25 protein-coding genes are annotated in these 26,665 nt (G+C 66.5%); 13 read left to right on the top strand and 12 right to left on the bottom strand.

The features are described 5' to 3' along the window. Nucleotides 1-175 precede the first annotated feature (175 nt). Entirely contained in the window at nt 176-982 is an 807-nt protein-coding gene (locus tag ACFWF1_RS31125) for a hypothetical protein (protein ID WP_379281322.1), read from the top strand. Between the two features lie 215 nt (nt 983-1,197). Continuing rightward, nucleotides 1,198-2,052, top strand: a complete 855-nt coding sequence (locus ACFWF1_RS31120; protein WP_379281323.1) for an NAD(P)-dependent oxidoreductase — start codon at nt 1,198-1,200, stop codon at nt 2,050-2,052. 301 nt (nt 2,053-2,353) lie between these two features. Here ACFWF1_RS31120 and ACFWF1_RS31115 read toward each other — a convergent pair whose 3' ends face one another. Beyond that, nucleotides 2,354-2,782, bottom strand: a complete 429-nt coding sequence (locus ACFWF1_RS31115; protein WP_379281324.1) for a helix-turn-helix domain-containing protein — start codon at nt 2,780-2,782, stop codon at nt 2,354-2,356. Between the two features lie 106 nt (nt 2,783-2,888). Further along, on the bottom strand, nt 2,889-3,698 hold the full coding sequence (locus tag ACFWF1_RS31110; RefSeq protein ID WP_379281325.1) for a helix-turn-helix transcriptional regulator: 810 nt from the start codon (nt 3,696-3,698) through the stop codon (nt 2,889-2,891). 131 nt (nt 3,699-3,829) lie between these two features. Between ACFWF1_RS31110 and ACFWF1_RS31105 the strand changes: the two genes are divergently transcribed. From ACFWF1_RS31105 to ACFWF1_RS31095, 3 genes are all read left to right on the top strand, one after another. Then, nucleotides 3,830-4,183 (top strand): nuclear transport factor 2 family protein, encoded by a 354-nt coding sequence (locus tag ACFWF1_RS31105; RefSeq protein WP_379281326.1) that lies wholly within the window; start codon nt 3,830-3,832, stop codon nt 4,181-4,183. A 151-nt stretch (nt 4,184-4,334) separates the two neighbouring features. Further along, nucleotides 4,335-5,768: an FAD-dependent monooxygenase gene (locus tag ACFWF1_RS31100; RefSeq protein ID WP_379281327.1), complete on the top strand. Its 1,434-nt coding sequence runs from the start codon at nt 4,335-4,337 to the stop codon at nt 5,766-5,768. Beyond that, entirely contained in the window at nt 5,765-6,535 is a 771-nt protein-coding gene (locus ACFWF1_RS31095; RefSeq protein ID WP_379281328.1) for an antibiotic biosynthesis monooxygenase, read from the top strand. The genes ACFWF1_RS31100 and ACFWF1_RS31095 overlap by 4 nt, the downstream gene beginning before the upstream one ends. Before the next feature lie 11 nt (nt 6,536-6,546). Here the strand turns inward: ACFWF1_RS31095 and ACFWF1_RS31090 are convergent, their stop codons facing one another. From ACFWF1_RS31090 to ACFWF1_RS31055, 8 genes are all read right to left on the bottom strand, one after another. After that, on the bottom strand, nt 6,547-7,146 hold the full coding sequence (locus ACFWF1_RS31090; RefSeq protein ID WP_379281329.1) for a TetR/AcrR family transcriptional regulator: 600 nt from the start codon (nt 7,144-7,146) through the stop codon (nt 6,547-6,549). 93 nt (nt 7,147-7,239) lie between these two features. Then, nucleotides 7,240-8,652 (bottom strand): aldehyde dehydrogenase family protein, encoded by a 1,413-nt coding sequence (locus ACFWF1_RS31085; protein ID WP_379281330.1) that lies wholly within the window; start codon nt 8,650-8,652, stop codon nt 7,240-7,242. A 24-nt stretch (nt 8,653-8,676) separates the two neighbouring features. Continuing rightward, nucleotides 8,677-9,474: an HpcH/HpaI aldolase/citrate lyase family protein gene (locus ACFWF1_RS31080; protein WP_379281331.1), complete on the bottom strand. Its 798-nt coding sequence runs from the start codon at nt 9,472-9,474 to the stop codon at nt 8,677-8,679. Next, nucleotides 9,459-10,244: a 2-oxo-hept-4-ene-1,7-dioate hydratase gene (hpaH, locus tag ACFWF1_RS31075; RefSeq protein WP_379281332.1), complete on the bottom strand. Its 786-nt coding sequence runs from the start codon at nt 10,242-10,244 to the stop codon at nt 9,459-9,461. The genes ACFWF1_RS31080 and hpaH overlap by 16 nt, the downstream gene beginning before the upstream one ends. Nucleotides 10,245-10,255: 11 nt before the next feature. Then, complete coding sequence (hpaD, locus tag ACFWF1_RS31070) at nt 10,256-11,344, bottom strand: 3,4-dihydroxyphenylacetate 2,3-dioxygenase (RefSeq protein ID WP_379281780.1); 1,089 nt, start codon at nt 11,342-11,344, stop codon at nt 10,256-10,258. 38 nt (nt 11,345-11,382) lie between these two features. Next, on the bottom strand, nt 11,383-12,909 hold the full coding sequence (gene hpaE, locus ACFWF1_RS31065; protein ID WP_379281333.1) for a 5-carboxymethyl-2-hydroxymuconate semialdehyde dehydrogenase: 1,527 nt from the start codon (nt 12,907-12,909) through the stop codon (nt 11,383-11,385). Between the two features lie 15 nt (nt 12,910-12,924). Then, nucleotides 12,925-13,620, bottom strand: a complete 696-nt coding sequence (locus tag ACFWF1_RS31060; protein ID WP_379281334.1) for a GntR family transcriptional regulator — start codon at nt 13,618-13,620, stop codon at nt 12,925-12,927. Next, the gene (locus ACFWF1_RS31055) at nt 13,602-15,086 is read right to left on the bottom strand and encodes a fumarylacetoacetate hydrolase family protein (RefSeq protein ID WP_379281335.1); all 1,485 of its coding nucleotides are present in this window, start codon (nt 15,084-15,086) and stop codon (nt 13,602-13,604) included. The genes ACFWF1_RS31060 and ACFWF1_RS31055 overlap by 19 nt, the downstream gene beginning before the upstream one ends. Before the next feature lie 146 nt (nt 15,087-15,232). Here ACFWF1_RS31055 and ACFWF1_RS31050 point away from each other — a divergent pair, with 146 nt between their 5' ends. From ACFWF1_RS31050 to ACFWF1_RS31030, 5 genes are all read left to right on the top strand, one after another. Beyond that, on the top strand, nt 15,233-16,705 hold the full coding sequence (locus tag ACFWF1_RS31050) for an APC family permease (protein ID WP_379281336.1): 1,473 nt from the start codon (nt 15,233-15,235) through the stop codon (nt 16,703-16,705). Further along, on the top strand, nt 16,698-18,335 hold the full coding sequence (locus ACFWF1_RS31045; RefSeq protein WP_379281337.1) for an amidohydrolase: 1,638 nt from the start codon (nt 16,698-16,700) through the stop codon (nt 18,333-18,335). The genes ACFWF1_RS31050 and ACFWF1_RS31045 overlap by 8 nt, the downstream gene beginning before the upstream one ends. 13 nt (nt 18,336-18,348) lie before the next feature. After that, nucleotides 18,349-19,482 carry a tyramine oxidase subunit B gene (locus tag ACFWF1_RS31040; RefSeq protein ID WP_379281338.1) on the top strand — a complete coding sequence of 378 codons (1,134 nt, stop codon included), beginning with the start codon at nt 18,349-18,351 and terminating at the stop codon, nt 19,480-19,482. Nucleotides 19,483-19,502: 20 nt separating this feature from the next. After that, complete coding sequence (gene solA / locus ACFWF1_RS31035) at nt 19,503-20,624, top strand: N-methyl-L-tryptophan oxidase (protein ID WP_379281339.1); 1,122 nt, start codon at nt 19,503-19,505, stop codon at nt 20,622-20,624. A gap of 305 nt (nt 20,625-20,929) precedes the next feature. Beyond that, nucleotides 20,930-21,145 (top strand): hypothetical protein, encoded by a 216-nt coding sequence (locus ACFWF1_RS31030; RefSeq protein WP_379281340.1) that lies wholly within the window; start codon nt 20,930-20,932, stop codon nt 21,143-21,145. Between the two features lie 184 nt (nt 21,146-21,329). On the opposite strand, the gene ACFWF1_RS31025 is transcribed toward ACFWF1_RS31030, so the two are convergent. Next, nucleotides 21,330-22,070, bottom strand: coding sequence for a GntR family transcriptional regulator (locus ACFWF1_RS31025; RefSeq protein ID WP_379281341.1), 741 nt, complete (start codon nt 22,068-22,070; stop codon nt 21,330-21,332). Between the two features lie 59 nt (nt 22,071-22,129). Between ACFWF1_RS31025 and ACFWF1_RS31020 the strand changes: the two genes are divergently transcribed. Together ACFWF1_RS31020 and ACFWF1_RS31015 are read left to right on the top strand one after the other, a co-directional pair. Next, complete coding sequence (locus ACFWF1_RS31020; RefSeq protein WP_379281342.1) at nt 22,130-23,650, top strand: GMC family oxidoreductase; 1,521 nt, start codon at nt 22,130-22,132, stop codon at nt 23,648-23,650. Nucleotides 23,651-24,057: 407 nt separating this feature from the next. Further along, nucleotides 24,058-24,573 carry a MarR family winged helix-turn-helix transcriptional regulator gene (locus ACFWF1_RS31015; protein WP_379281343.1) on the top strand — a complete coding sequence of 172 codons (516 nt, stop codon included), beginning with the start codon at nt 24,058-24,060 and terminating at the stop codon, nt 24,571-24,573. On the opposite strand, the gene ACFWF1_RS31010 is transcribed toward ACFWF1_RS31015, so the two are convergent. Beyond that, nucleotides 24,533-25,723: an amidohydrolase family protein gene (locus ACFWF1_RS31010; RefSeq protein WP_379281344.1), complete on the bottom strand. Its 1,191-nt coding sequence runs from the start codon at nt 25,721-25,723 to the stop codon at nt 24,533-24,535. The two genes, ACFWF1_RS31015 and ACFWF1_RS31010, sit on opposite strands and share 41 nt — an antisense overlap. Before the next feature lie 97 nt (nt 25,724-25,820). On the opposite strand from ACFWF1_RS31010, the gene ACFWF1_RS31005 reads away from it, so the two are divergent. Further along, nucleotides 25,821-26,456, top strand: a complete 636-nt coding sequence (locus ACFWF1_RS31005; protein WP_379281345.1) for a nuclear transport factor 2 family protein — start codon at nt 25,821-25,823, stop codon at nt 26,454-26,456. Nucleotides 26,457-26,665: the final 209 nt, after the last annotated feature.

Genomic DNA, 26,665 nt, shown 5'->3' with positions numbered 1-26,665 from the left:
TCTCGCCATCTGATCGGCTGAGCTTCGGTACTGACGAGGGGTGTCAGCAAAGGCGCGCCCATCCGCAATGCCGACGGGAACGAATGTCGTACGGCTTGTCGCGTCCTGACATCCGCATCGGCCGTGGTCAGATACCTCTGATACGGACAAAACGAACACCGAACCTGGAGGGTCCATGCTCGTCAGTTCACGCGTTCTCGCACGTGCCGCGCTCGTCGCCGGCGTCGGTCTGTTGATTCCCGCTCCTGCTACCGCGCTCGCTGATATACCGACCGCGCCGACGCTGTGCACACCGGAGCAAGAGCGCAATGCCGAAGGCGGGCAGGGCGGCGACAGCATGGACTCGACGGATGCCGGCATACGGGCGGAGTGCGCGCGCAGGCGTACCGAGAGCGCGTCGATAAGGATGCAGAGCGTTCCTCTCGGAGGCGATGATCCGGAGAAAATAACGCCCTACACGCTTAAAACAGATATCGGTGTTTCACCGAAAGAACGAAAGGCTATGTTCGGAGGGGCGAAGTCCAGTAAAGATCCGAACGAGGCCGGCACGTACGAAGACGCAGCGATCTTCGCGGCCTATTACACCGTGTACTACGCAGCCCATAAAGGAGGCGCTGTGTACTTCGACCGCGAGACGCTTGTGGCGGAGATGGACGGCGTCAAGGATAAAGAAGCGCGTGTCGACCTCATGGTGAGAAAGGGCGGCGGTGGTGATGGCGCCCCGCATGACGACGCGAACCTCACACCGGAGTTGCTGAAGGTCAAGGAGACTGCCGTGGCCGCCTCGGCGCGGGCCAGGATTCTCGCGGGCGACAGCAGCGAAGGTCTGTCGAAGGCGACACCGGACGTTGTCGCGATGGCGGACATCGAAGCCAGGGACAGCACCACGCCGGGTTTGTCCCTGGAGAATCGCGTTGCGGCAAACGAAGCCGAGGCGGCAGCGGTTGATGCCGCGGTAAAGGCCGGCTGGCTCAAAAAGTAAGGCGGACTTCGTCGTAACCCCGATACCGGCAGGCAGCACCGCGGCGACGAGCGGTGCCGCCGTTGCCTGCCGGTGCGGTTGCGGGTGGCGGGAGCCGCGGTTATCTGGTCAGCGGCAATGACTTTCCCGACCGATATGCGCGAGGGTGGTAGTGCAGCGGAAGTCGCTGACGGCGATGTCGCATCGCCGCGGATACGTGAGCCGAGGAGGCCGCCATGGATATCGCAGTGTTGGGCATGGGTCGGATGGGGCAGGCGATCGCGGGTCGTCTGCTCGACGGTGGGCACCGCGTGCGGGTGTGGAATCGGACGCCGGGCAAGGCTGAGCGGCTCGTTTCCGCGGGTGCGGAGGAGGCGGGCAGTGTCGCCGACGCGGTGGACGGCGTCGATGTGGCGGTCACCATGTTGGCCAACGATGCAGCCGTCAGCGCGGTGGCACTGGGGGAGTTGCGCACCTCGCTGGCTGCGGTTTCGAGCTATGTCGACTGTTCGACGGTGTCTCCCGCGCTCAGCGGTGAACTGGCCGAGGCCTTTCCCCGATTCGTCGCCATGCCGATGCTCGGTGCCCCCGCCGTGGTGAGTGCCGGGCACGCGGTGCTGCTCGTCGGTGGTCCCGCGGACCGCGTAGACCCGCTCGGTCCGATGATCTCGTCACTGTCGGACACGGTCCGGCGCTACGACACCGCACCACAAGCCCTCACCGCCAAGCTGACCAACAACCTCTTGTTGCTTTCTGGAGTCGTCGCATTGGCCGAGGCCTTCGCGGTAGGCCGCTCGGGCGGCCTCACGAACGATCAACTGAGCGAACTACTCGGCGCGAGCCCGGTCGTGGCTCCTGGCTTGCACAACCGGTTCGACAACGTGCTGACCGGTTCGCCTGATGGCTGGTGGACCGCCGAACTGGGCGCGAAGGACGCTGGCTTGGCGCTGCAAGTCGCCCGCGCGGCCGGGGTGGACCTGCCCGAGGCCGAGGTAGTGCGCCACCTTTATGAGACGGCGGCGTCTCGTCACCCGGACGCCGACATCTCCGTCGTCACCGACCTCTACCGCAGCGGCGCACCAACAACGTAGCGACAGTACGGGTTTCAAGTCGTCAGGCGGTCGTATCGATCGGGATGCGTACCAATAGAGTTGTTCCGCATCCTGTATGCCTGGTCATATGCGCCGTTGCCCACAGCAGGCCCTGCCACCCTCACCCCACCCACCACCCTCCACAGCACTCCCCGCACCTGACAGCCCGTGGGCCCAATCGAGCAGAGTCATATGGTCACCAAAAGATCTTGGACAACGACCATTTGACTCTGCCCGTCTCCCGAAGATGCGGCTCACGTGCACCGGCCCGGACGGCCAGCTCATGAGCTCCGTGCAGCATTCAGAGCGGTTGGCTGTCGGCGGGGTCGGGCGGTATCTGTGGCAAGCCCTCGCTGGCGCGCAGCTTTTCGGCCATCGCCGTGAGCAGGTTCTGTGACTCTTCGGACAGGTCGAAGGCGCGGCTGGACAGGCGGCGCAGTTTGTAGCCCTGCACCTGGGCCAGCAGGGCCAGGTCGTGGTCGATCTTGGCGGCGTAGACGTCATCGGTGAAGTAGTCGGGTTTCACCTTGAAGAACTTCGCCAGCGCGGCGGCAGTCTCGGCGGACGGCTTGCTGCGGCGCCCCGAGCGCAACTGGGAGAGATAGGGTTTGGACAAGGGGTGGCCTGCCGTCGTCAGCGCCTCGGCGACCTCGGCGTTGGTGTGCGGGGGTCGTCCTTGGGGGTGCACGGTGGCAAACAGTTTGTTCAATCGTTCTGCGAAATCGGCCATTGATTCCCCCAGTCCTTCCGCCACAGCCGAACTTGCTGGTTCAACGATCCGCGATGCCAGATTAAACGACAACGATCGTTCGCGTTAGCTTTTCGTGATCCGACAACTACGGACCGGTCACCTCGGCCAGCCGCGCGAGGGCCGCGGCGTCGGCGCTGCCCGGCTCGGCGAGGCCGACCAGCAACGACTGGCCAGGCGCGTCCTGGATGTCGAAGGCTTGATAGGTGAGCTCGATCCGGCCGACGACGGGATGGTGGAAGACCTTCGTCTTGTGCCCGAGATCGGCGACGGTGTGCTCGCGCCACAGGGTCGCGAATTCCGTACTGCTGTGCAGAAGTTCGGTGACCAGGGCGGCGAGTTGCGGATCGCGTGGATCGTGCCCGGTCGCCAGCCGCAGAGTACGCACGGTGTCCCGGGCGACCGTCGGCCACTCGGCGAACAGTTCGCGCGCCGCCGGGTCGACGAACAGGGCGCGAACCATACTGCTGCGGTCGGCCAGGGGGGCGAGCAGTGCGTCGGCGAGGGGGTTCGATGCGAGGATTTCCAGGCGCCGGTTGACGATGTAGGCGACGGCGGTGGCGAAGGTATCCATCATGTTCAGCAGCGTCGGCGACACCGTGTCGTGGTCTTGCGGCTGCCGCGGGAGGACACCGGCGAGCCGGAACAGGTGACTGCGACCGGCGGAGTCGAGGCGTAAGGCATCGGCGATGGCGTCGACGACCTGGCCGGACGGGTTCCGCTCGCGGCCCTGTTCGAGGCGGGTGTAATAGTCGACGCTGACGTCAGCCAGAACGGCGACTTCTTCCCTGCGTAGTCCGCTGACCCGGCGAGCTCCGGTGCTGCTCAGGCCCATCGTCGCGGGGCTCAGCGTGGCACGTCGACTGCGCAGGAACTCGCCGAATTCGGTGCGGTTCATCTTTCGGATCCTACGTCCGGCTGCCTGGGTGCCCGACACCCAGGAAGCCGAGTCCTGCCTGATGGCGGCGTTTCGGCGCAGGATCGTCGGGTGCGGCGGATGGCCCGACCGCGACCACCGTAGGAGGCGACGTGACCGAGGATCAGGTGCAGGCGTGGGTCGACGGATACGTGCATGCGTGGAAGACCAACGCGATCAAGGACATCGGTACCCTGTTCACCCCGGACGCGGAGTATCACGAGTGGCCGTATCGCACCGACTGGATCGGCCGGGACGCGATCATCGAGGGCTGGCGCGGGCGGCTGGAGTGGCAGCAGGGCGGCTGGGAGTTCGAATGGTCGATCCTGATGATCACCGGCGATACGGTCGCGATCAGCGGCACCGGGGTCTACGCCGAACTCGGCAGCTTCGCCAACCTGTGGACCGTCACCTTCGACAAACGGGGGAAGTGCTCGATGTTTCGGATGTGGAACAACCAGCTCTGAACGCGGAACGCCCTGGTGTGCACGGGATCCTGTGTGTCTGGTCGATGGAATGCGGGCCTAGTCAAACGAGAACGATCGTTTGCGTTTAATCGTCGAGGTCGTTAGGCTGCATAACGAGAACGATCGTCCCACCAGTCACGAGGAGGGCGTCATGGCGTCGACCATTCCGGTGTTGCCGACCCGGACCGACGTGCTGATCGTCGGTGCGGGTCCCGCAGGCTTGACGTTGGCGGCGAGCCTGCGCCAGTTCGGTGTGGACCACGTCGTGATCGATCGCAACACCGCGATCCAGCCAGGCAGTAAGGCCGCGGCGGTGCAGCCGCGGACGCTGGAATATCTCGAACGGATCGGTGTCAGTGAACGCCTGGTCCGGGCGGGTTTGCGCGGCCGGGGATTTCGCCTGCACGACCGCGAAAACACCTTGCTGAGAGCATGTTACGACGATCTGGACACGCCATATCCCTACGTGCTGCTGATTTCCCAGCAGGACACCGAGCGGCAGGTGGCCGCGCGCCTGGTCGAGCTCGGTGGTGTGGTGCATCGCGGCCACCAATTCCTCGGTGTGACAGCAGATTTCCCCGGCGTGACGGCGACGGTGGCCGGACCGGACGGCGTGCTGCGCGCGATCTCGGCGCGCTATCTGATCGGCTGCGACGGCGTGCACAGCGCGGTCCGAACGGCGGCGGGCCTCGACTTTCCCGGTACCGCGCCCGAGCAACTGTTCGCTATCGCCGACGTGTATCTGGACGGGACCCCCGTGACCGACGAAGACACCACCTTCTTCCTGTCACCCGCGGGCATGCTGCTCGTTTCCCCGCTGGCCGGCGGACAGCACCGCATCGTGGCCCCGGTGCCGGGCCCCGCGACGCCGACCGCCGCCGACATCGAGCGGCTGCTCCTCGACCGTGGACCACGTGGCAGTGCTGTCCGAGTCGCCGAGGTGGTGACCGCCTCGACCTATCGCATTCAAGAACGTGTCGCCGAACGCTTCCGCGCGGGGCCGATCTTCCTGGTCGGCGACGCGGCCCACACGCACAGCCCGGCAGGCGGCCAGGGCATGAACACCGGCATCCAGGACGCGGGCAACCTGGCCTGGAAACTGCACGCCGTGCTCACCGGCCTCGCCCCGGCCGATCTGCTGGACAGCTACCACCGCGAGCGGCATCCGATCGCGGCCGGACTCGTCGCCTTCACCGGCCAGTTCGCCACATTGGCCACCGTGCGCGACCCGGTGGCCGGTCGACTACGCAACCAGGTCCTCGCCGCAGCCGCGGCGACGCCGGGAGTGACCGAGTGGATCGCGGCCAAGCTCGCCCAACTCGATCTCGGCTACACCCAGGACTCGGATCACGGTGCGTACCGTGTCGGGCAACGGGTTTCGCCGACTACCGTCCCCCCGGCCGGCCTGCATTGGGTGCTGGCCGTGCCGAGCGGAATCGAACCGCAACCACGCACCGGATACGGCGAACCGGTGGTGCGTCAGGTGCCGGGACTGGACACCGCGTTGCTGGTGCGCCCGGACGGCTACCTCGCCGCGCACGGTACACCGGCTCGGCTTTCTCCGGAGGAGTTGATTCGATCATGAACACCCCAGCGGACCCAGCACAGACCGGCATCCATCACCTCAAGCTGCCGGTCACCGACTTGGCGCGCAGCACGGACTGGTACCGCGCGGTGCTGGGCGCGCGCCACCTGACCGAACTCGATCATCGCCGTCCCGACGGCACACTGTTCGCGGTGATCCTCGACGTTCCCGGCCTTTCCGGCTACCTCGAGTTGCGGTTGGCCCCGGCGACGGCGAAAGCCTTGCAGGGCTACGACTTTCTCACCCTCGCCATCGCGGATCGAGCGGGCCTGGACGAGCTGGCCGCCGGACTCGACGCGCTCGGCATCCGCCATTCCCCACCGATCGTGGCGATGGCGGGCTGGCTACTGGTGGTCCCCGATCCGGACGGTCTCTGCCTGCGCTTCTACACCACCGAACCGCACGGTCTCGGCGAGTCGGCCGTCGAGTTCGACTCGCCGTGGGTAGGCGTCGGATCTGTTGGGGGAGCGGATGATTCAGTCATCTGCGCCGTCGGGAGGCTCTCGGCACTACCCGGCCACACGGATGAGGTGCTGTCCCTGATGCATATCGTGGCGCAAGCCACCCGGCAGGAGGTCGGCTGCCTCGCATACCGGGTCCACCGCACCGAGGACGCGCCGAACACGATCGTGGTCTACGAGTCGTGGGCGAGCCGGGACGCCATGGCCGCGCACCACAGGTCCGAGCATATGAAACTGTTCGAGGAGGGCGTAACCGGTCTGGTCGACTGGCCGCCGCGCGCAGAGCTGCTGATCCCGGAGCCGTAGCCGAATCGGGCTCAGCGAGTGCTGGTCAATCCGTTGAGACCGGCGATGAGTTGGGCGGCGGAGGTGCCGTCGCCGAGGTGTTCGACCACGATGAGGCCGGGCATCAGGGTGGTCAGCAGCGTGGCGATGGCGCTGGGGTCGGCGGTGGCGGCAATGTGTCCGTCGGCGCGCCACCGCCGCGCTAACTCGGCGAAATTCGCATGGGTGGACCGGTAGTAGTTGCGGACCAGATCGTGCAGGTGCGGCCGGCGCAGGGCTTCGGTCCACGCCTGCATAGCGAGTTGCGACAGGTCGTAGCCCTCGTGGTGGCCCCGTCGATGGAGGGCGGCGACCAGCGCGGTGACGGTCTGGTCGGGCGTCGGCGTCGGCTCCGCCGCCAGCAACTCCTCGAACAAGCCGCTGATCAGCGACAGCGCCTCGTCGGCGGTCGCGTCGATCAGGTCGTCCTTACTGGCGAAGTACCGGTACACGGCACTGGTGGACAACCCGGTGGCCGCGACGATCTGATCCATCGATGTCGCATGAAAACCGTTGCGCGCGAAACAACTCCACGCGCTGGTCAGCACATGTCGGCGCCGCTGCGCCCAAAGCTCCTCGCTGATCCGCGGCATCATCGCAGTTTAAACAAGAACGCTCGTTTCACCTAGCGAGTCGTTCGGTACCGGGTTATGCGGCGTGCACGGGGTCAACGGTCCAGCGAAACCTCACCCGTTGATGACTTGCGGTGCGGCGACGGACTTGAGGCCTTCGACGCCGAACTCGAGACCATAGCCCGACTTCTTGACGCCGCCGAACGGGATCATCGGGTGGACGCCGCCGTGTGAGTTGATCCAGACGGTGCCTGCCTCGAGGCGGGCGGCGATCGTGCGGGCGGTCGCTGTGTCGCCGCTCCACACCGACGCGCCGAGGCCGACGTCGAGGGCGTTGGCCATCGCGATCGCCTCCTCGACGTCGTGGTAACGAACGATGGGGAGGACCGGGCCGAACTGTTCTTCCGAGACCAGCGGGTTGTCGTTGTCGATGTCGGCGACCAAGGTCAGCGGATAGAAGTTGCCCGGCGCGGTGAGATCAGGATTGCCGCCGGTGAGGAGCGTGGCCCCGGCGGCACGTGCCGCCTCGACCAGACGGGAGACGATGTCGAACTGAGGTCGGTTCTGCAGTGGCCCAAGGACATTGGACTCGTGCAGGCCACGCCCCATGGGCGTCTTCGTGGCCACCTCGACAAGTGCCGCGCAGACGGCGTCGTAGATGTCGGCGTGCACGTAGAGACGCTTCAGGGCGGCACAGGTCTGACCCGTGTTGATGAACGCGCCCCAGAACAGGTCTTCGGCGATCGCCTGCGGATCGACATCCGGGAGCACGATGCCCGCGTCGTTGCCGCCGAGTTCGAGAGTCAGTCGTTTCACGGTGTCGGCCGAACCCTTGATGACGGCCTGCCCGGTCCGGGTGGATCCGGTGAACATCAGCTTGTCGACGCCGGGGTGACTCACCAGGCGGGCACCCAGCTCGCCCGCACCGACGACCGCCTGCAGAATATCTTGGGGCAGAACGCTATTGAGCACTTCGGCCAGTGCGAGCACGCTCAGCGGCGTGTATTCCGACGGCTTGACCACGGTGGTATTGCCCATCCGCAGCGCGGGAGCGATCTGCCAGACGGTGATCATCATCGGCCAGTTCCACGGGCCGATGGCGCCGACCACGCCGAGCGGCCGGTAGCGCAGTTCCGCGTGGGTGGTGTCGTCGTCGACCACTGTCTCGCCGGGCAACGCAGTCGCGGCGGTGGCACGCAGCCACGAGACGCAGGCGCCCACCTCGAAACGGGCATTCGGGCCGTTGAGCGGCTTACCCTGCTCGCGCGAAAGCAGTTCGGCGAGCGGCTCGGTCGCGGCCTCGACCGCGGCTGCCGCGCGCAGCAACAGGTCGACGCGGTCCTCGTCACCGCGCGCGGCCCAGCCGTCCTGCGCGGCGCGGGCGCGGGCGATCGCCGCGTCGAGCTCCTCGACGGGCTGGAAACGGACCCGTCCGACCACCTCCCCGGTCGCCGGGTCCGGGATCGCTCGGCCGTCGGGGTCGGTGATGGTCGCGAGGAGGCTCTCGTAGCTGACTGTTGACGTCATGGCCAAGTCTTTCTGTGTGGGCGATCAGCGGGCCGGCTCGTCGTGCGGCGAGCCGATGAATCGGCGGGCGAGCGCCTCCGAGCCGCGGGCGAGCAGGGTGGCATCCGCACCGACGAGGAGGAACGTCGCCCCGTGGTGGGCGTACACCGCCGCCTGCTCCGGGTCGAAGGCGTTGACGCCCACCGGTTTTCCGGCCGCGGTGACGTCCGCGAAGGCGCGCCGCACCTGTGCCGTGACGTCGGGATGGGTCTGCTGACCGAGCAATCCCATGGCGGCCGCGAGGTCGCTCGGCCCGACGAAAACCCCGTCGATGCCGGTGGTCTCGGCGATGGCGCGAGCGTTCTCGACACCTTCGATCGTCTCGATCTGCACGAACACCGAGACGTGGTCGGCGCCATTGACGAGGTAGCCGTCGACGCGATTCCAGCGCGCGGATCGTGCCAACGCGCTGCCGACTCCGCGCCGCCCGATCGGCGGATACTGCGCTGCCGCAGCGACATCGCGCGCCTGCGCCGCGGTGGAGATCATCGGCACCAGGATGTTCTGCGCCCCCAGATCAAGGACCTGTTTGATCACCACGATGTCGCCGACGGGCACGCGAACGACCGGCGTCACGTCATAGCCGGACACCGCATAAAGTTGTGCCAGAACGGATTCCAATCCATTCGGCGCGTGTTCCATGTCGATCAGCACCCAGTCGAGCCCAGACCCGGCGATGATCTCGGCCACCACCGGCGACCCGGTGGTGATCCACCCGCCGTACATCGGCCGGTCGATGGCGGCCAGCGCGTCGCGCAGGGTCCGATTCAGGCGAATCGGCATGAGATGGTTCCCATCGGTCCGTAGTCGGCGAGGATGGTGTCACCCTTTTCCACCCACAGCGGACGGGTGAACGACCCGGCGAGCACGATCTCGCCCGCATCGAGCCGATCGCCGTGCGCGCCGAGTTTGTTCGCCAGCCACGCCACCCCGGTCGCGGGATGGTTGAGCACGGCGGCGGCGACACCCGACTCCTCGATCGTCTCGTTGCGGTACAGCAACGCCGAAACCCAGCGCAGGTCGATATCGTTGGGCCGCACTGGATTTCCCCCATAGACCATGCCGCCCATCGCCGCGTTGTCGCTGATGGTGTCGACGATGGTCCGTCCGGCCAGCTCGATCCGCGAGCTCAGGATCTCCAAAGCCGGGACCACGTACTCGGTCGCCCGCAGCACATCGAAGATCGTGGCGCCGGGACCATCGATCGGCGCGCCGAGCACGAAGGCGAGTTCGACCTCGATCCGCACGTTGGCGAATCGGCCGTGCTCGATGACGGACCCGTTCTCGAAGACCATGTCGGCGAAGATCGCCCCGTAGTCCGGCTCGGTGATGCCGGTCGCCGCCTGCATCACCTTGCTGGTGAGGCCGATCTTCCGGCCGACCGGTTTACGCCCGCTCGCGATACCGCGCCGCCGCCATTCGTTCTGCACTGCATACGAATCCGCCACGGTCATCTCGGGATAGCGGGCGGTCAGCAACGGGATGGTGCGGCGGTCACGTTCGGCGGCAGCCAACTCGTCGGCGATCGCCGCGATGCCCTCGGTGGACAGCATCGGTCCTCCTCTCAGAGTTGCGCGCCGAGCTTGTATTCGCCCTGCGCCCCTTCGGATTCGGGCTTGCGGGTGTAGGAGAACCCGTCCGCGCCGATCGTGACGGCCATCTCGGACTCATCGGTCCGCATGGCGATCGGCTGCGGATTGCCGTCCAGATCGAGGACGGGCGAGGCGTCGGTGTACCAGCTCGGCACCACCGGGCTGCCCCACCAGTCGCGCCGCTGATTGTCGTGCACATCCCAGGTGACAACCGGGTTGTCGGGATCCCCGGTGTAGTAGTCCTGGGTGTAGATCTCGATGCGATGCCCGTCGGGGTCGCGCAGGTACAGGTAGAAAGCGTTCGAGACACCGTGCCGGCCGGGTCCGCGTTCGATGAGGTCCGACATCCGCAGCGCGCCGAGCTTGTCGCAGATGGCGATGATGTTGTGCTTCTCGTGAGTTGCGAACGCCACGTGGTGCATTCGCGGCCCGTCACCGCCGGTCATCGCGGTGTCGTGCACGGTGGATTTGCGCCGCAGCCACGCCGCGTACACCGTGCCGCCCGCATCCTGGATGTCCTCGGTGACCCGGAAGCCCAAGTCCTCCATGTACTTCACCGCTCGCGGGACGTCCGGGGTGACCTGGTTGAAGTGGTCGAGCCGAACCAGCGCGCCCGGGCCGTACAGCTCGTAGTGCCACGCGAGCCGCTCGACATGTTCGACGTCGTAGAAGAATTCGTACGGAAAGCCGAGCGGGTCCTCGACCCGCACCGCGTCGCCGACGCCCTTCGTGAAGCCCGTTGCGCGCCGCTCGACGCGGCAGCCGAGCTCGGCGTAGAACTTGATCGCCCGATCGAGCTCCGCGGAGCCGCGCACTCGGTAAGCGAACGCCGCGACGGCGGCGATCGGCCCCTCGCGGAGCACGAGGTTGTGGTGGATGAACTCCTCGAAAGACCTCAAATAGATGGCGTTCTCGTCTTCCTCGGTCACCACCAGGCCGAGGACGTCGACGTAGAAGTGGCGTGACCTCGCCAGGTCTGTGACGACGAGTTCCATGTAGGCGCAACGCAGTACGTCCGGCGGCGTCGCCTTCGGCGTGGGCAGAGGATTGGTCGCGCGGATCGGATCTTTTTCGGTAACAACGGGTTCGGGAGAGACGGTCACGATGGTTCCTGCTTGCCGAAGGTCGGGTTGTGCGCTGCGCCCAAGGTGATGTGTACAGCCTGCTGATCGGTGTAGAAGTCGATGGAGCGATAGCCGCCCTCGTGCCCGAGCCCTGAGGCTTTCACACCGCCGAACGGGGTCCGCAAATCACGAACATTGTTGGAGTTGAGCCACACCATGCCCGCCTCGACCGCCTGCGCGAAGCTGTGCGCGCGCTTCAGATCGTTGGTCCAGACGTAGGCGGCCAGACCGTACCGGACACCATTGGCGAGGGCCAGCGCCTCCTCGTCGGTATCGAACGGCGTGATCGCTACCACCGGCCCGAAGATCTCTTCCTGGAAGATCCGGGCGTCCGGCTTCACATCGGCGAATACCGTTGGTGCCACGAAGTTTCCGGTCTCGAAGCCGTCGGGTCGGCCACCGCCGGCGACCAGGCGCCCTTCGGACTTCCCGATCTCGACGTAGCTCATCACCTTGTCGAAGTGCTCGGGATGCACCAGGGCGCCCACCTCGGTCTTCGGATCGTGCGGGTACCCCACGACGACCCGTTTCGCCTGTGCGGCATAGCGTTCGACGAACTCGTCATAGATCGGCCGCTCGACGAGGATGCGGCTCCCCGCCGTGCACCGCTCCCCGTTGAGCGAGAACACCCCGAAGATGGTCGCGTCGATGGCGGCGTCGAGATCGGCGTCGGCGAAAACAACGGCGGGACTCTTGCCGCCCAGTTCCATCGACAATCCCTTGAGCGCCGCCGCGGCATTCCCGAAGATGAGCTGTCCGGTGCTGCTTTCGCCGGTGAACGAGATCAACGGCACGCCAGGATGTTTCACCAGCGCGTCGCCCGCCTGCTCGCCGAGCCCGTTGACGAGGTTGAACACGCCGTGCGGCAGCCCGGCCTCCTCGAAGATCCCGGCCCACAGCGACGCTGACAGCGGCGTGAACTCGGCGGGCTTGAGCACCACGGTGTTTCCGGTGGCCAGCGCCGGTGCCAGCTTCCATGACTCGAGCATGAACGGGGTGTTCCACGGGGTGATCAACCCGGCGACGCCGATCGGCTTGCGGTTGACGTAGTTGAGCTGCTGCCCCGGCACCTTGTAGGTGTCGTCCACCTGGGCGACGACGAGGTCGGCGAAGAATCGGAAGTTCTCGGCGGCACGCCGCGCCTGCCCGAGCGCCTGGGTGATGGGCAGCCCCGAGTCGAACGATTCGAGTTCGGCCAGCCGAGCATCCCGGGATTCGACGATGTCCGCGATCCGATGCAGAATCCGCGACCGCTCGCGGGGCAGCATGCGCGGCCACGGTCCCTCAATGAAGGCCTTGGTCGCGGCGATCACGGCGAGGTCGATGTCGGCCTGCTTGCCTGCGGCGGCCTGGACGTAGACCTCGTTGCTGACCGGGTCGAGCACGCCGAACGTGGCGCTGTCGACCGATTCGACGAACGCGCCATCGATGTAGTGCTGGATCCGCGCCGGTAGGTCCGCGGGCGTGTGCGGGGTGGCCAGGGTGCGCACCGCGTTCGTCATCAGCGACTCCAGGTTTCAGATGGCCGTCAGGCCGGGCTCGTCAGGGTGTTCGTGCGCCAGGTAGGCGCCCAGCGTGGCCGCGCGATGCCTACGGGCGACCTGCTCGATCTCACCGAGCGGCGCGCCGATCTCGATGAGGCGCACGATGTTCTCGTGCTCGCGCACGGATTCGTGGGCTCGTCCCGGCACGAAGGAGAACGTCGACGAACGCAGATGTCCCAGGCGGGCCCACTCCGCTTCGACGAGGGTGACGAGGCGCGGATTGACACACTTGGTGAACAGGATCGAATGGAACTCGTGGTTGAGTGCGGTGAACGCGCTCGGGTCGAAATCGTCCAGCGACTCGATCATCCGATCGTTGACCGCCCGCGCCCGGCGCAGGTCGTCTTCGGATAATCGCCCGGCGGCGAGGGCCGTCGCCGCGCCTTCGAGGACGCTGAGCGCCTGCATGCTGTGCCGATATTGCGAATCGTCGACCATCGAAACCTGCGCGCCCACATTGCGTTCGAAGGTGACCAGGCCCTCGGCCTCGAGCTGCCGGATGGCTTCGCGCACCGGCACCACGCTCATGTCGAGATCCTTGGCGATGGCGCTGAGCACCAGCCGGTAGCCCGGCGTGTACTCCTGCCGCGCGATCCGCTCCTTGAGCCAGTGATACGCGACCTGCGACTTACTCTGTGTACCACTGGAATTCACCGATTCTGGCGCCACTGCCGGTACCTCGCCTTCCATTCCGCATCGGGGGGAAACAGGCCGTGCACCGGGTGCCCGGCGCCGACCTGTTCGGCGATCCAGCCGTCTTGGACCTCCTGCTCGAGAGCATCGTCGACCACTTCTTCGGCGATGCTCGGGGGTAGTACAAGCACACCATCTCCGTCGCCGACGATGATGTCGCCGGGCTGAACGGTGGCGCCACCGCAGGAGATGGTGAGGTCGCCATCCCATGGCACGTGCCTGCGGCCGAGCACCGCCGGATGCGGACCGGCGGCGAAGACCGGGATACCGATCTCGGCGACGGCATCGTGGTCACGGACGCCACCGTCGGTCACCACGCCGGCTGCCCCACGCACGGTGGCCCGGAGCGCCAGGATGTCGCCCAGCGTGCCCGATCCGGTCTCACCGCGCGCCTCGATGACGATGACCTCGCCCGGTGCCACGGTGTCGAATACCCGCTTCTGCGCGTTGTAGCCGCCACCGTGCGCGGTGAACAGGTCTTCCCGATTCGGCACGAACCGCAGTGTCTTGGCGGTGCCGACGAGCTTGGTTCCGGGCCGAACCGGCCGCACGCCGTCGATGGAGACGTTGTTCAGGCCGCGCTTGCGCAGTTGCTGCGACAACGCTGCGACCGGCACCCGGGAAAGTTTGTCGCGCAGCTCGTCGGAGAGCCTGGCAACCTCGGGAAGTTTTGCGGCGGAACGGGATCCCCATGCTTCGGCGCGTTGTGTGTCGTCGACAGACGGGAGGGAACCGAGGGATGCGTCGAACTCGCGGGTGCCTTGAACGACCATGGTGGCCAGACGCCCGGACGTGGGTGCGCCCGCTGCGTCCGGCGCGTCGACTTCGACCTCGACCACATCGCCGGGGACGACGACCGACGATCCCGCCGGTGTTCCGGTGAGGATCACGTCGCCCGGTTCGAGCGTGAAGTGCTGCGAGAGGTCCGAAACAAGCTGGGGGAGCGGGAAGATCAGGCCCGACGAGCTGTCCTCCTGGGCGAGAACGCCGTTCACCCAGGTGCGCACGCGCAGCGTCGTGGGCTCGATCGTTCGCGCATCAATAAGGTTCGGCCCCAAGGGAGTAAAGCCGTCGCCGCCCTTGGAGCGGACGTTGGATCCCTTGTCGTTGGCTCGCAGGTCGTACAGCCCGAAGTCGTTGCCTGCGGTGATCGCCGCGACGTGCTTCCACGCGTATTCGATCGGCACTCGACGGGCGGGACTTCCGATAATTAGCGCGATCTCCCCCTCGAACGCTAAAAGCTCTGTCCCTGAGGGGCGTTCGATGACACCACCGGTGGCCGCGACCGAACTGCTCGGCTTGAGGAAGTAGGACGGATGCGCGGGCCGACGCCCCCGCTGGTCCGCGCGGGAGGCATAACTGAGATGAACCGCGATGATTTTGCCCGGCCTGGTCGGCAGCGCGGAAAACCGACGATCACCAGCATCGTTGTCGATCTTCATGTACCTCCCTAACCGCTCTTGCATCGTATCTCAAATCGTATATTATCGGTGACGCGCCTCGCAAGTGACGCAGATCGCATCTCGCAGCCCCACCGCCGAATTCGTAACGGACAGGCGCACTGTCGGGCTCGGCACCTGGAGTTCCTATGACCCCTGACAGTCCGGCGACGAACGAGCCGGTCGTCCATGACCACCAATTGTGGCGAGGTTCGCTCGGGGTGTTCGGTGTGACGTTCTTCGTCATCTCCGCGGCCGCGCCGCTGACGGCCATGGCGGGCGGCGCACCGGTGGCGATGCTGCTCGGCAACGGGCCGGGCGTGCCGGGGGCCTACCTGCTGACCGTCGGCACGCTGCTGGTGTTCGCCGTCGGCTATACGGCGATGGCCCGTCATCACACCAGCACCGGCGCGTTCTACTCCTACATCGCGCGCGGCCTGCGCCAGCAATTCGGCGGTGCCGCAGCCTATCTCGCGCTGTTGAGCTACAACGCCATGCAGATCGGACTCTGGGGCCTGTTCGGCGCGGCGACCGGTGGGTTCTTCGCCGACGAGTTCGGTATCGCCGTCGCCTGGTGGGTGTACGTGCTGATCGGCATCGCCCTCGTCGCGGTGCTCGGATACCGGCAGATCGACCTCTCGGTGCGGATGCTGTCGATCCTGGTTGCGGCCGAGTTCCTCGTTGTCCTCGTGCTGGCGGTGGTGATCGCGGTGCGCGGCGGCGACTTCGGGACCACCTCGCTGAGCGCCACTCCGCTGACCCCGGCCGCGCTGACCAGCGGCTCGCTGCCGATCGCGCTGCTGTTCTGCTTCGCGTCGTTCGTCGGCTTCGAGGCCACCGCGATCTACAGCGAGGAAGCCACGGACCCGACGCGGACGGTGCCGCGCGCGACATTCCTCTCCGTGCTCACCATCGGCGTCGTCTACACGGTCGTCACCTTCCTGATGATCAACGGAGCAGGGGTCGACAGCACTCGTGGCTTCATTGAAAAGCTGGTGGACCCAACGACATTCCTGTTCGAGCTGTCGAATTCCTATATCGGCCCCTGGTATTCGACGGTCATGCGGTTTCTGTTCTGCACCAGCGTCTTCGCGGCCGTGCTCGCGTTCCACAACGCGGTGGCCCGCTACACCTACGCACTCGGGCGGGAGGGTCTGCTGCCCGCCCGCGCGGGCCGGACCCACGTCGTGCACCGGAGCCCGCACGTCGGTTCGGTCGCGCAATCGGTGCTGGCCGCACTGGTGGTCGCGGTTTTCGCGGTAACCGGGCAGGATCCCGTGCGGGCGCTGTTCACCTGGCTGACCAACCTCGGCACGCTGGGGGTCATCGCGCTGATGGCCGCCTGCTCGTTCGCCGTCGTCATGTTCTTTCACCGGAATCGTGACCTGGACCAGAATCTCGTCCGAACGCTCCTCGCGCCGATGGTGGCCGGTGCCGCGCTGGTCGCCATCCTCGGCTATGCGATCGGGAACTTCGGTCTGCTGATCAGTGCCGGCGGCGTTCTCGTCTGGCTGCTACCGGGTCTGCTGCTGGTCGCTGCTGCCGCCGGAGTTGTTGCGGCACTGATTCTTCGAGCGCGATCACCGCAGCGGTACGTGGAGATGGGACGCCACTATGTCTGAAACACTGCACGCCAATGCGACGGTGTGGACAGCCGACGAGTCGGCACCCGAGGCTTCGTCGTTCCTGGTCCGGAACGGCAACGTCGTCGCGGTGGATCCCACGCCCGGCGAGCTGACCGGCCGGGAGACCGTGGTGGATCACGATGGCGCGTTCGTCATGCCGGGCCTCGGTGACGTGCACACGCACCATCTCGTGGCAGGCCGCGCCGACCTCTTCGAGCTGGCGTTGGACGCGACCGCATCGCTCGATGCTGTGCTCACGTCGGTCGCGGAGTGGGCAGGTGGCCTCGAGCCCGATGCGTGGATAGTCGGCGGAGGCTGGGGAAGCACTCTGGTGCAAGCTATTTCGAGTCATGCCGTGCTGCGCCGTCTCGACCAGGCCGCCGGTGGCCGCCCGGTGCTGCTTCGCGACGACAGCTGCCACAACCGGTGGGTCAGCTCGCGCGCCATGGAACTGGCGGGCATCAGCACATCCAGCCCGAACCCCGCGGACGGCGAGATCGTGCGGGATCAGCTGACCGGTGAGCCGGTCGGTCTGCTCATCGAATCGGCGCTCATTCCGGTGGAGCGGGCGTACGCGGCGTCGCTGGGCGACAGCACCGCACTCGACGCCGCGGGCTGCCGGAGAGCGATCGAACTGCTGCACGGCTTCGGCATCACGCACTTTCAGGATGCCGCGGCGTCGCTGCCGATGCTGCGCGCGCTCGCCGACCTCGACCGTCGCGGCGACCTGAAGGCGTGGGTCGTGACCTCGGCGCAGATCAACGACCGGATCTTCGGCACCGACCCGATCGGTGCCCCGCTGCTCGACGCCGCCGAACGGTATCGGACCACCCATCATCGGCCCGACTTCGTCAAGATCTTCCTCGACGGCGTGCCCACCTCACGCACCGCGCTGTTCCTCGAGCCATACCTGCCCGACGCGGAGCACGGGGACCAGTGGGTGGGGGAGAGCGCGATGACGCCCGCTGAACTCACCGGCTGGCTGCTCGAGGTGGCTCGGCGTGGGCTCGGCGCCAAGGTGCACTGCACCGGAGACGGTGCTGTCCGAATGCTGCTCGACGCGGTGGCCGAGGTCCGCGCCGCCGATTATGCGGAGACCATCGTGCAGCTCGCGCACGGCGAGTACATCGCCGAGGCGGATCTGCCCCGGGTCGCCGAGTTGAACGTCGTCGCGGATCTTTCACCGCCGCTGTGGTTTCCGGGTGTCATCTTCGAGGCGCACTGCCAGTGCCTCCCGCGTGATCGCGCGATTCGGATGTGCCCCAACAGGACTCTGCTCGACTCGGGCGTGCTGCTGGCCGGCGGATCGGACTGGCCGGTCATGCCGAGCCCGAATCCGTGGATCGGTATCCAAGGCTTGGTAACTCGGGCCGACCCCAGCGGGTCGTTCCCCGGGACCCTGGGGGCCGAGCAAGCGCTGACGGTGTCCGAGGCGCTGCGGGCGTACACCATCGGCGTCGCGCGGGCGAGCGGACTCGGCGCGGTCACCGGGTCGCTCACGCCGGGCAAGTCCGCCGATTTCACTGTGCTGGACCGGGATCCGTTCGCGATCGACCCGGCCGAACTGGTCGACACCAAGTCCGTACAAACCTGGTTCGCCGGACAGCTGGTCCGGATGGCGGAGTAGTGAAGGAAGCAGCATGGATACGCCCTCGATCGACTTTCTCTACCTGTCCGAACCCGACATGATCGCGGCCGGAGTCACCGACATGCCCGCCTGCGTCGACGCCATGCAGGAGACCTTCGTATTGCTGCACCAGGGCGATTACCGCATGGCAGGCCCGAACAGCGACTCGCACGGGGCGATGATCACCTTCCCGGACGACTCGCCGTTCCCGAATATGCCCGCCAATACCGCGGAGCGACGGTTCATGGCGATGCCCGCCTACCTCGGCGGTAGCTTCGGCACCAGCGGCATGAAGTGGTACGGATCGAATATCGCCAACCGCGACAAGGGATTACCGCGTTCGATTCTGATGTTCCTGCTCAGTGATACCGATACCGGTGCGCCGCTCGCGCTCATGTCGGCAAATCTGTTGTCCGCCTATCGAACCGGTGCGGTGCCGGGGGTCGGTGCTCGGCTGTTGGCGCGCCGGGACGCGCGCGTGGTCGGCATCGTCGGGCCCGGTGTCATGGCGCGGACGTCGCTCGCCGCCTTCGTCGCGGCCTGTCCGGAGCTCGATACCGTCAAGATCAAGGGGCGCGGTCAGGAGAGTATCGATGCCTTCGTCAAATGGGTCGCCGAGGAGTTTCCCCGGCTCGAAACGATGACCGTGGGCACTGTCGAGGACGCGGTACGTGACAGCGATATCGTCACTTTTTGCACCACAGGTGTGCCCGGTGATCCCGCGAGTTATCCGACAGTCGTGCGTGATTGGGTGCGGCCGGGCACGTTTCTGAGCATGCCTGCACCGTGCAATATCGATGAATCCATGCAGGCGCCGGATGTCCGAAAGGTCGTCGACAATGTGCGCCTGTACGAGGCGTGGACCGAGGAAACCGGCTATCCGTCGCACAACACGATCCCGATCATCGGGTGCAAGTTCATGGACATGATCCACGACGGGGCGATGCGCAAGGACGACCTGGTCGATCTCGGCGCGATCGCGGCCGGAGCCCAGGTGGGCCGCCGCGACGACGACGAGATCGTGCTCCTCTCGGTCGGCGGCATGCCCGTCGAGGATGTCGCCTGGGGAACGGTGGTGTATCGGAACGCTGTACGGCGGGGGATTGGCACCACCTTGAACCTGTGGCAGTCGCCCGCACTGGCATGACAGCGGAAAGGTCTCGAGCAATGGATGCTGACGTAGTTGTCATCGGATTGGGCAGCGCCGGTTCGATGGCGTTGTGGCAGTTGGCAAAGCGCGGACTCGACGTGATCGGCATCGAGCAGTTCGGTATCGGCCACGCCCGCGGCTCGTACGCCGGGGACTCGCGACTGTTCCGTTCCGCCGTGCATGAGGGGCCGCGATACGTGCCGCGGCTGCGGCGAGCGCGCGAATTGTGGCTGGAGCTGGAGCGGGAGACCGGCAGGCGGTTATACGACGAATGCGGCGCGTTGCAAATCGGCACGGCGGGCTCGGGCGGCATCGCCAAGTCCATCGCCTCGGCCGAACAGTTCGAGTTACCGCACGAGGTGCTCGACGCGGCGGCGTTGCGTGCCCGGTACCCGCAGCACCGCGTCGATGACGACACCGTCGCGGTGTTCGACCACCACGCGGGCAGCCTGTATCCGGAGGCGAGCGTTCTGGCCGCCGTCGAAGCGGCGAAAAGCCATGGTGCGCGGGTGATTACCAACGCCGAGGTCACCGATTTCGACGAACGTGGCGGCCGACTGGAGTTGGTGACGCCCGAAGTCCGGGTCACCTGCGCCAAAGTTGTGGTGGCAACGGGTTCTTGGACCCTTCGACTCCGGCCGGACCTCAAAGGATTCCTGCAGATCCTGCCGCTGTCGCTCACCTGGTTCATGCCACATCATCCGGAATGGTTCACCGCGGACCGCTTTCCAGTATTCATCCGCGACGAGGACGGTGTGCACCTGTACGGAACACCCAGCCACGACTCCTACAGCGTGAAGGTGGCCACGGAGCCGCTGTGGTCCGCAATCCCGTCACCGGACGACATCCCGATCTTCAGTCGCGAAGACCTACGCCGAATCAGCACGTGGGCAACAAATTTCATCCCCGACCTGAACCCCGAACCGGTCCGCTACTCGATGCACCACGACCTCTGCGCACCCGGCGACCTACCCCTCGTCGACCTGGACGAGGACACCGGAATGCTGCTACTCACCGCATTCTCAGGCCGCGGCTTCAAGTTCGCGCCGGTATTCGGCGAGATCGCCGCCGATCTCATCACCGGAACCCCGAATGCCCTCTGGGACCCCAGCTTTGCGCTGTCCACGCACCCGAGGTGAGCTCAAGAGTTCGCTTGATGGTCCCGCAGCGCGGTGCCTTCGGCGATGGCTGGCAGCGTGCCGAGTTTGTCGTCCCCGGCCGCGAATTCGATCAGCGCCGGTCTCGATCAGTTCGATGAGGTGCTCGTGTTCGGTGATCGATCCGTGCGCGCGGCCGGGGACGAACGGAACGAGGTCCGGCGCAACCGGTCCAGCCGGGTCTACTCAGCCCTGGCCAAGGTCCGGATGTGGGACCGGAACACGAAGCGTGCTCTGGGATTTTGGTTTGGGCTGACCGCGCACCCGAGGTGAGCTCGGGAGTTCGCTTGACGTTCCTGTGGCGCGATGCGTTCGGCGAGGTCACCGCCGATCTTGTCACTGGAACACGAAACGCGCTCAGGATCCCGGATTCGCGCTGTCCGCCCGCAGTGAGCTCAGGACTTCGCTCGACGTTCCAGCTGCGTGGTGCGTTCGGCGATGGCGCGCATAATGCCGAGTTTGTGGTCCTGGCGGCGAATTCGATCTCGCGCCGATCTCGATGAGGTGGACGAGGTGCTCGCGTTCGGCGATCGATCCGTGCGCGCGGCCGAGCACGAATGCGAACGAGGTCGGACGTACTCGGTCCAGTCGGCCCACTCGGCACCGGCCAACGTCCGGATGTGGGACCGGAACACGAAACCTGCTTTGGGATACCGGTTTTGCGCTGTCGGCGCACCCGAGGCGAGCTCAAGACTTCGCTCGACGTTCCAGCGGCGCGGTGCGTTCGGCGATGGCGCGCAGGGTGCCGAGTTTGTGGTCTCTGGCGGCGAATTCGATTTCCCGTACGTCGGCGCCGGTCTCGATGAGGTGGACGAGGTGTTCGTGTTCGGTGATCGATCCGTGTGCTCGGCCGGGGATGAACGCGAATGAGGTTCGGCGGACTCGGTCCAGTCGGGCCCACTCTGCTCCGGTCAGCGTCCGGATGTGGGAGTTGGGGCAGCGCTGCAGGATCACGTCGTGGAAGCGATGGTTGAGTTCGGTGAAGGCGGCAGGGTCGAAAGCGGTTAGCGCCTGGGACATCTGCTGGTTGAGGGAGCGGGCGCGGGTGATGTCGGTCTTGCGCATCCGTGGGGCCGCCGCGGCGGTCGCGTACCCTTCCAACACCGCTAAGGTCTGCATGGCCTGCTGATATTCCCCGGTGTCCAGATGTGCCACGCGCGCACCGACATTCCGGATGAATTCGACGTACCCCTCGGCCTCCAACCTGCGCACAGCCTCGCGCACCGGCACCGCGCTGACGCCGAACTCCCTGGCGAGCTGCTCGAGCACGAGGCGATATCCCGGCCCGTATTCGCCTGCGACGATGCGGGACCGGATGAGCTCGTACGCGGCCTCGTGTTTGGATCCGGCATCGCCTTCCATAACGATGATTCTGCGGCCGTTTCGCCGCGCGGCATCGCGCACCCGGTGTCCATCCGTTGACTTCACGCGCACACTGTCACGGACGAGCCTGCGCCGGGGCCGGGCAGGCAGCGACGATCCATCGCGTGACGGATTACGACTTGCACGCCGACTACATCGTCGTCGGCGCGGGCACGGCCGGTTCGGTGCTCGCGCGCAGGCTGCTCGACCGCACCGAGGCCACCGTGCTAGTGCTCGAAGCGGGCCAGGCCGATACCAATCCGGCCATTCACGACCCGCAGCGGATGCACGAACTATGGCATACGGCCGAGGATTACGACTATTTCAGCGTCGCCCAGCCGCACGCCGCCGGCCGTCGCCTGCATATACCGCGCGGGCGGGTGCTCGGGGGTTCGCACGCCCTCAACGCGACCATCTACGTGCGGGGCAACCCGGCCGACTACGACTCCTGGGCCGAGTGCGGTGGCCCCGGGTGGTCGTGGCGGGAGATCGAACCGCTGTTCCGGCGGATCGAGCGTTATGACCGCGACGACTCCGGAGTCAAAGGCACCACCGGGATGCTCGATGTGCTCAGTGACTACGCGGTCGATCCGATCCAGGAGGCTATTCTGGCGGCGGCCGAGGAGGCGGGGGTGCCTGTCAATCCGGATTACAACAGCGGGGTGCAGGACGGTGCGGGGCGGGCGCAGTTCACCCTCCGCGACGGGTTGCGCAGGACCACCGCCGACGCGTATCTCAAACCCGTGCTTGGGAATTCGAGGTTGAGCGTACGCACAGGTGCGCGAGTAGACCGTGTCCTGGTGCGGCAGGGCCGAGCCGTCGGCGTGACCGGCAGCATCGACGGCCGCCCGTTCAGGGCATCAGCGCAGGCCGAGGTGGTCCTGACCGCAGGCGCGATCGATTCGGCCGCATTGCTGCTGCGCTCGGGTATCGGGCCCGCCGATGAGCTGCGGGCCGCCGGTATCGAGCCGATCGCCGACCTGCCCGGCGTCGGCCGGAACCTGCGCGACCACTGGCTGGTGCCGGTGATCTTCAGCGCCGAGCGCGAGATCGTGCACACGCCGGGGCTGCCACACGCGCAAACACAGCTGTTCTGGCGCAGCGAGGCAGGTCTAGCGGTCCCCGACGTGCAACCCCTCCATTTCAGCGTCCCGCTCTACGAGCCGTGGATGTCGGGGCCCGGCAACGGATTCTCACTCATGGCCGGACTGATCCGCCCCGACAGCATCGGACGGCTCACCGTCGCCGGCCCCGAGGGGGCAACCCTGATCGACCCGAAAGTTCTTGCGGCGCCCACGGATCTGTACCGACTGGCAGACGCAGTAACGCTGTGCAGGCAGATCGGCGCCGCACCCGCACTGCACCCCTGGGGCGCGGTCGAGCAGTATCCAGGCCCAGGCGTACGAGCAGGCACAGACCTACGTGACTACATCCGGCAAACAGTGATCAGCTACCACCATGTGAGCGGGACCTGTGCGCTCGGTGTAGGCCCGGAGGCAGTGGTAGATCCCGCCCTACGGGTACGCGCGGTGACAGGGCTGCGGGTCGCCGACGCCTCGGTGATGCCAACCATCACAACTGGTAACACCAACGCGCCAACCATGGTCATTGCCGAACGAGCCGCCGACCTAATAGCGCCTCCGTAGACCTAATAGCAACCCGTAGCGCGAATCCGCTTGCCCGACAAGGCATAGCGGGTTTTCCGATCACGGGCAGCCGCTGATTCCGTGAAGGGTATGGCTCCGTTGGAAGGACTGTCGATCACGTTCCGAGTAGATCGCCCGGGAGACGATTCTCGAAATCCTAGGTGCGCCATACGAAGTCGCTGGTTCAGCACGAAGTCACTGGTTCGGCAGCTTCGGTCGGCGTGCCGGGCGCAGGAAACGCCGGGTCCGTAGCGGTGGCGGGTCGCCGGTCGGTGTGATGCTGGCGCCCCGCGCGAGGCCGGGACCGACGGTGCGGCGTTACCGCAGGAGCTGACAAAACGATAGCCGCTTACGAATGGAAGGCAGCCTTCCCCGGCTACATATACGTGTTGTTATATACTGCGAGGATGATAGCCGATCGGAACGTGCCCGATGGTGTCGAGGTCGCGATGCTGTTGCGGCGGGCACAGCTGCGCAAGCAGTTGGCCTGCGAGGCCGCGCTGGCTCAGGTGGGGGTGACGTTGCCGCAGTGGGGCATGCTGTATGCCGTTGCGGCCGAGCCTGATTCCTCGACCCACGCGCTGGCCCTGTTCATCGGGCAGTCGGATCAGTCGGCGGGCGCGGTGGTCGTCCGCCTCGAGCAGCGCGGGTTGATCGAGCGCAGGCCCGGTGTGGGTAAGGCGATTCTGCACCGGATCACCCCGGAGGGCGACGAACTCCTGCGCCGCTGCAACATCATCGCGGAGGAGGTGATGGGCCGGCTGCTCGCGGGCCTCACCGATGAGTCTGTTCGGACGCTGCAGGCCGCGTTGCAGTCGATCGCGGAGGCCGCCCTCCCGGCGTCGACCAGGTCGGATGCCGGGAGGCGGCCGGGCGAGGTGCTCAGCGGGCTGTCCTGGATCCGCTCCGCCACACCGCCCTGATCGACAGGGTGTCGGCGATCGTGCTGGTGGGGTCGCCGTCGACCAGTAGCAGATCGGCGCGTGCGCCCGGGGTGATCCGCCCGCGGTCGTCGAGGCCGAATATCGCCGCGGGCACGCTGGTGGCGGCGCGTAGCGCCTCGATCGGGGTGAGGCCGGCGCGGACGAGCAGCTGTAGTTCGCCGTGCAGGCTCACACCGTGTGCCATGCCGCGCGCGCCGAAGTGGTGATTGGCGTCGGAGCCGGCGAGGATCGGCACACCGGCGGCATGCAACGCCTTTACCGCGGCCAGGGCGGCATCGAAGTTGCCGGCCGGGAGCGTGTCGAATTGGGCGCCGAGGTTGTCCAACCATGCCTGCGGCAAGCGACCGGCGACCCGGCTGTCGCGCGCCAGGACCGCACCCAGTCGCTGATTGGTGATGGAGGCCAGCAGATTCAGCGTCGGGATCATGAAAGCCCTTGCTGCAGTGAACGCCTCGATCAGATCGGGCGTGCACGGACCATCGATGAACAGGTGGGTGAACCCGTCGGCGCCGGCGGCCAGCGCCTGCCGGGTCGCCTCGATGGTCAGCGCGTGGGCGAGCACCATGCGGTCGCGGTCGTGCGCGGCCACCACCGCCGCCTTGACGATGTCCGCATCGATGACGGGGACCTGTTTGCCGAGCGTCTCGCCGCTCTCGATCATCACCTTGATGTAGTCGGCGCCCTCGGCGATCCGTTCGTCGACGAAACCGGCGGCGTCCTCGGGCCGGGAGACCGTCGGCAACTCTGGATCGTCCACGCCGCCGCGGAGCTGGGTCGGATGCCCGCCGGGTGCGGTCATGCCCACCGAGGATGAACGAACATCCGCGATGTCGGTGCGTTCGGCGGCGGCGCGGCGAACCGCGTCCATCGTCTGCGGGAACGAGAACAGGTCCAGCTCGGTGGTGATGCCGAATTGCAGGGCGTAGCCGAGCATTTCGACGTCGGTGTGGGTGTGTGCGTCGATCAGGCCGGGCAGCAGGGTGGCGCCGCCGCCGTCGATTCGCTCGACCCCCGCGGGCACGAGCGCGCCGACCGCGACGATCCGCGACCCCTGCACCTGCACGGTCCGCACGCCGAGCGACTGCTCGCCGTCGAATACCCGGGCGCCCTCGATGACATATCCCGCCATGACTACTCCTATATAAATGTTGGTATACACCAAACCATATACACTGCGATCTTGACGTCAAGGCGATATGGCGTCGGTCCGAGCAAAGGAACGTGTGATGCGGCAAATGTCCGACAGTGGCTCCGACCCGGTGAGTGTGCTGACCCTGATCACCCATGAGCGACAGGCCCGTGACCGGGGCTGGTGGTCCCTCCTCGCGCGGTGCTACACACCCGAGGCGACGATCCAGACAAGCTGGTTCGACGGCACCGCGGCCGAGTACATCGAGTTGTCGAAGCGCGTGTTCGACCAGACCCCATCCGGCCACCGGCTCGGACAGCCCGTTATCGACATCAACGGCGCCCGCGCGATCGCCGAGGTACCGATGACCATCGAGATGCGCGGCGCTTTCCGCGGCGTCGAGGTCGACCTGACCGCGTACCTGCGGATGCTGCATCGCGCCGAGAAAGCGGACAGCGCCTGGCGTTTCGCCGCGTCCGTGGCAATCTTCGACCACGACACGATGACCCCCGCTCTCCCCGGCACCCCGCCAACGTTGCACCTGGACGACCTCGCCGGCGCTCGCCCGTCCTATCGCATGCTGAGCCTGTGGATGACCGAGCGCGGATATACCGTCCCGACCGATCGCTACGGCACCGACAGGCCTGCCGAACTCACCGCGCTGTACGACAACGCGTACGCCTGGGCCGGCCTACCGACGCCACAGCAGGTCGATGCGAGACATCACCGATGACCTTGTGCGCTGCCTCTCGAAAGGGATCGGCATCACTGTCGAAGGGACCGGCAGCGCGAATTTGCTTGTCCCACAGGGCACGGTCGGTTGTTCGGTGCTGCGCGGGCAGCAGGTTTCATGGGTGGCGAGTGTGTGTGCCGAGCGGCGTCGGGCGATGACGATCCTGGCTCGTGTTGACGGCGTATCCGTCGGGCAGTGTGTGGCGATGG

Source organism: Nocardia sp. NPDC060255 (genome assembly GCF_042727395.1).
In the GTDB taxonomy this organism is placed as follows: Bacteria; Actinomycetota; Actinomycetes; order Mycobacteriales; family Mycobacteriaceae; genus Nocardia.
Note: the sequence above shows the minus strand (reverse complement) of the source record. Positions and strands in the feature narration are given on the sequence as shown.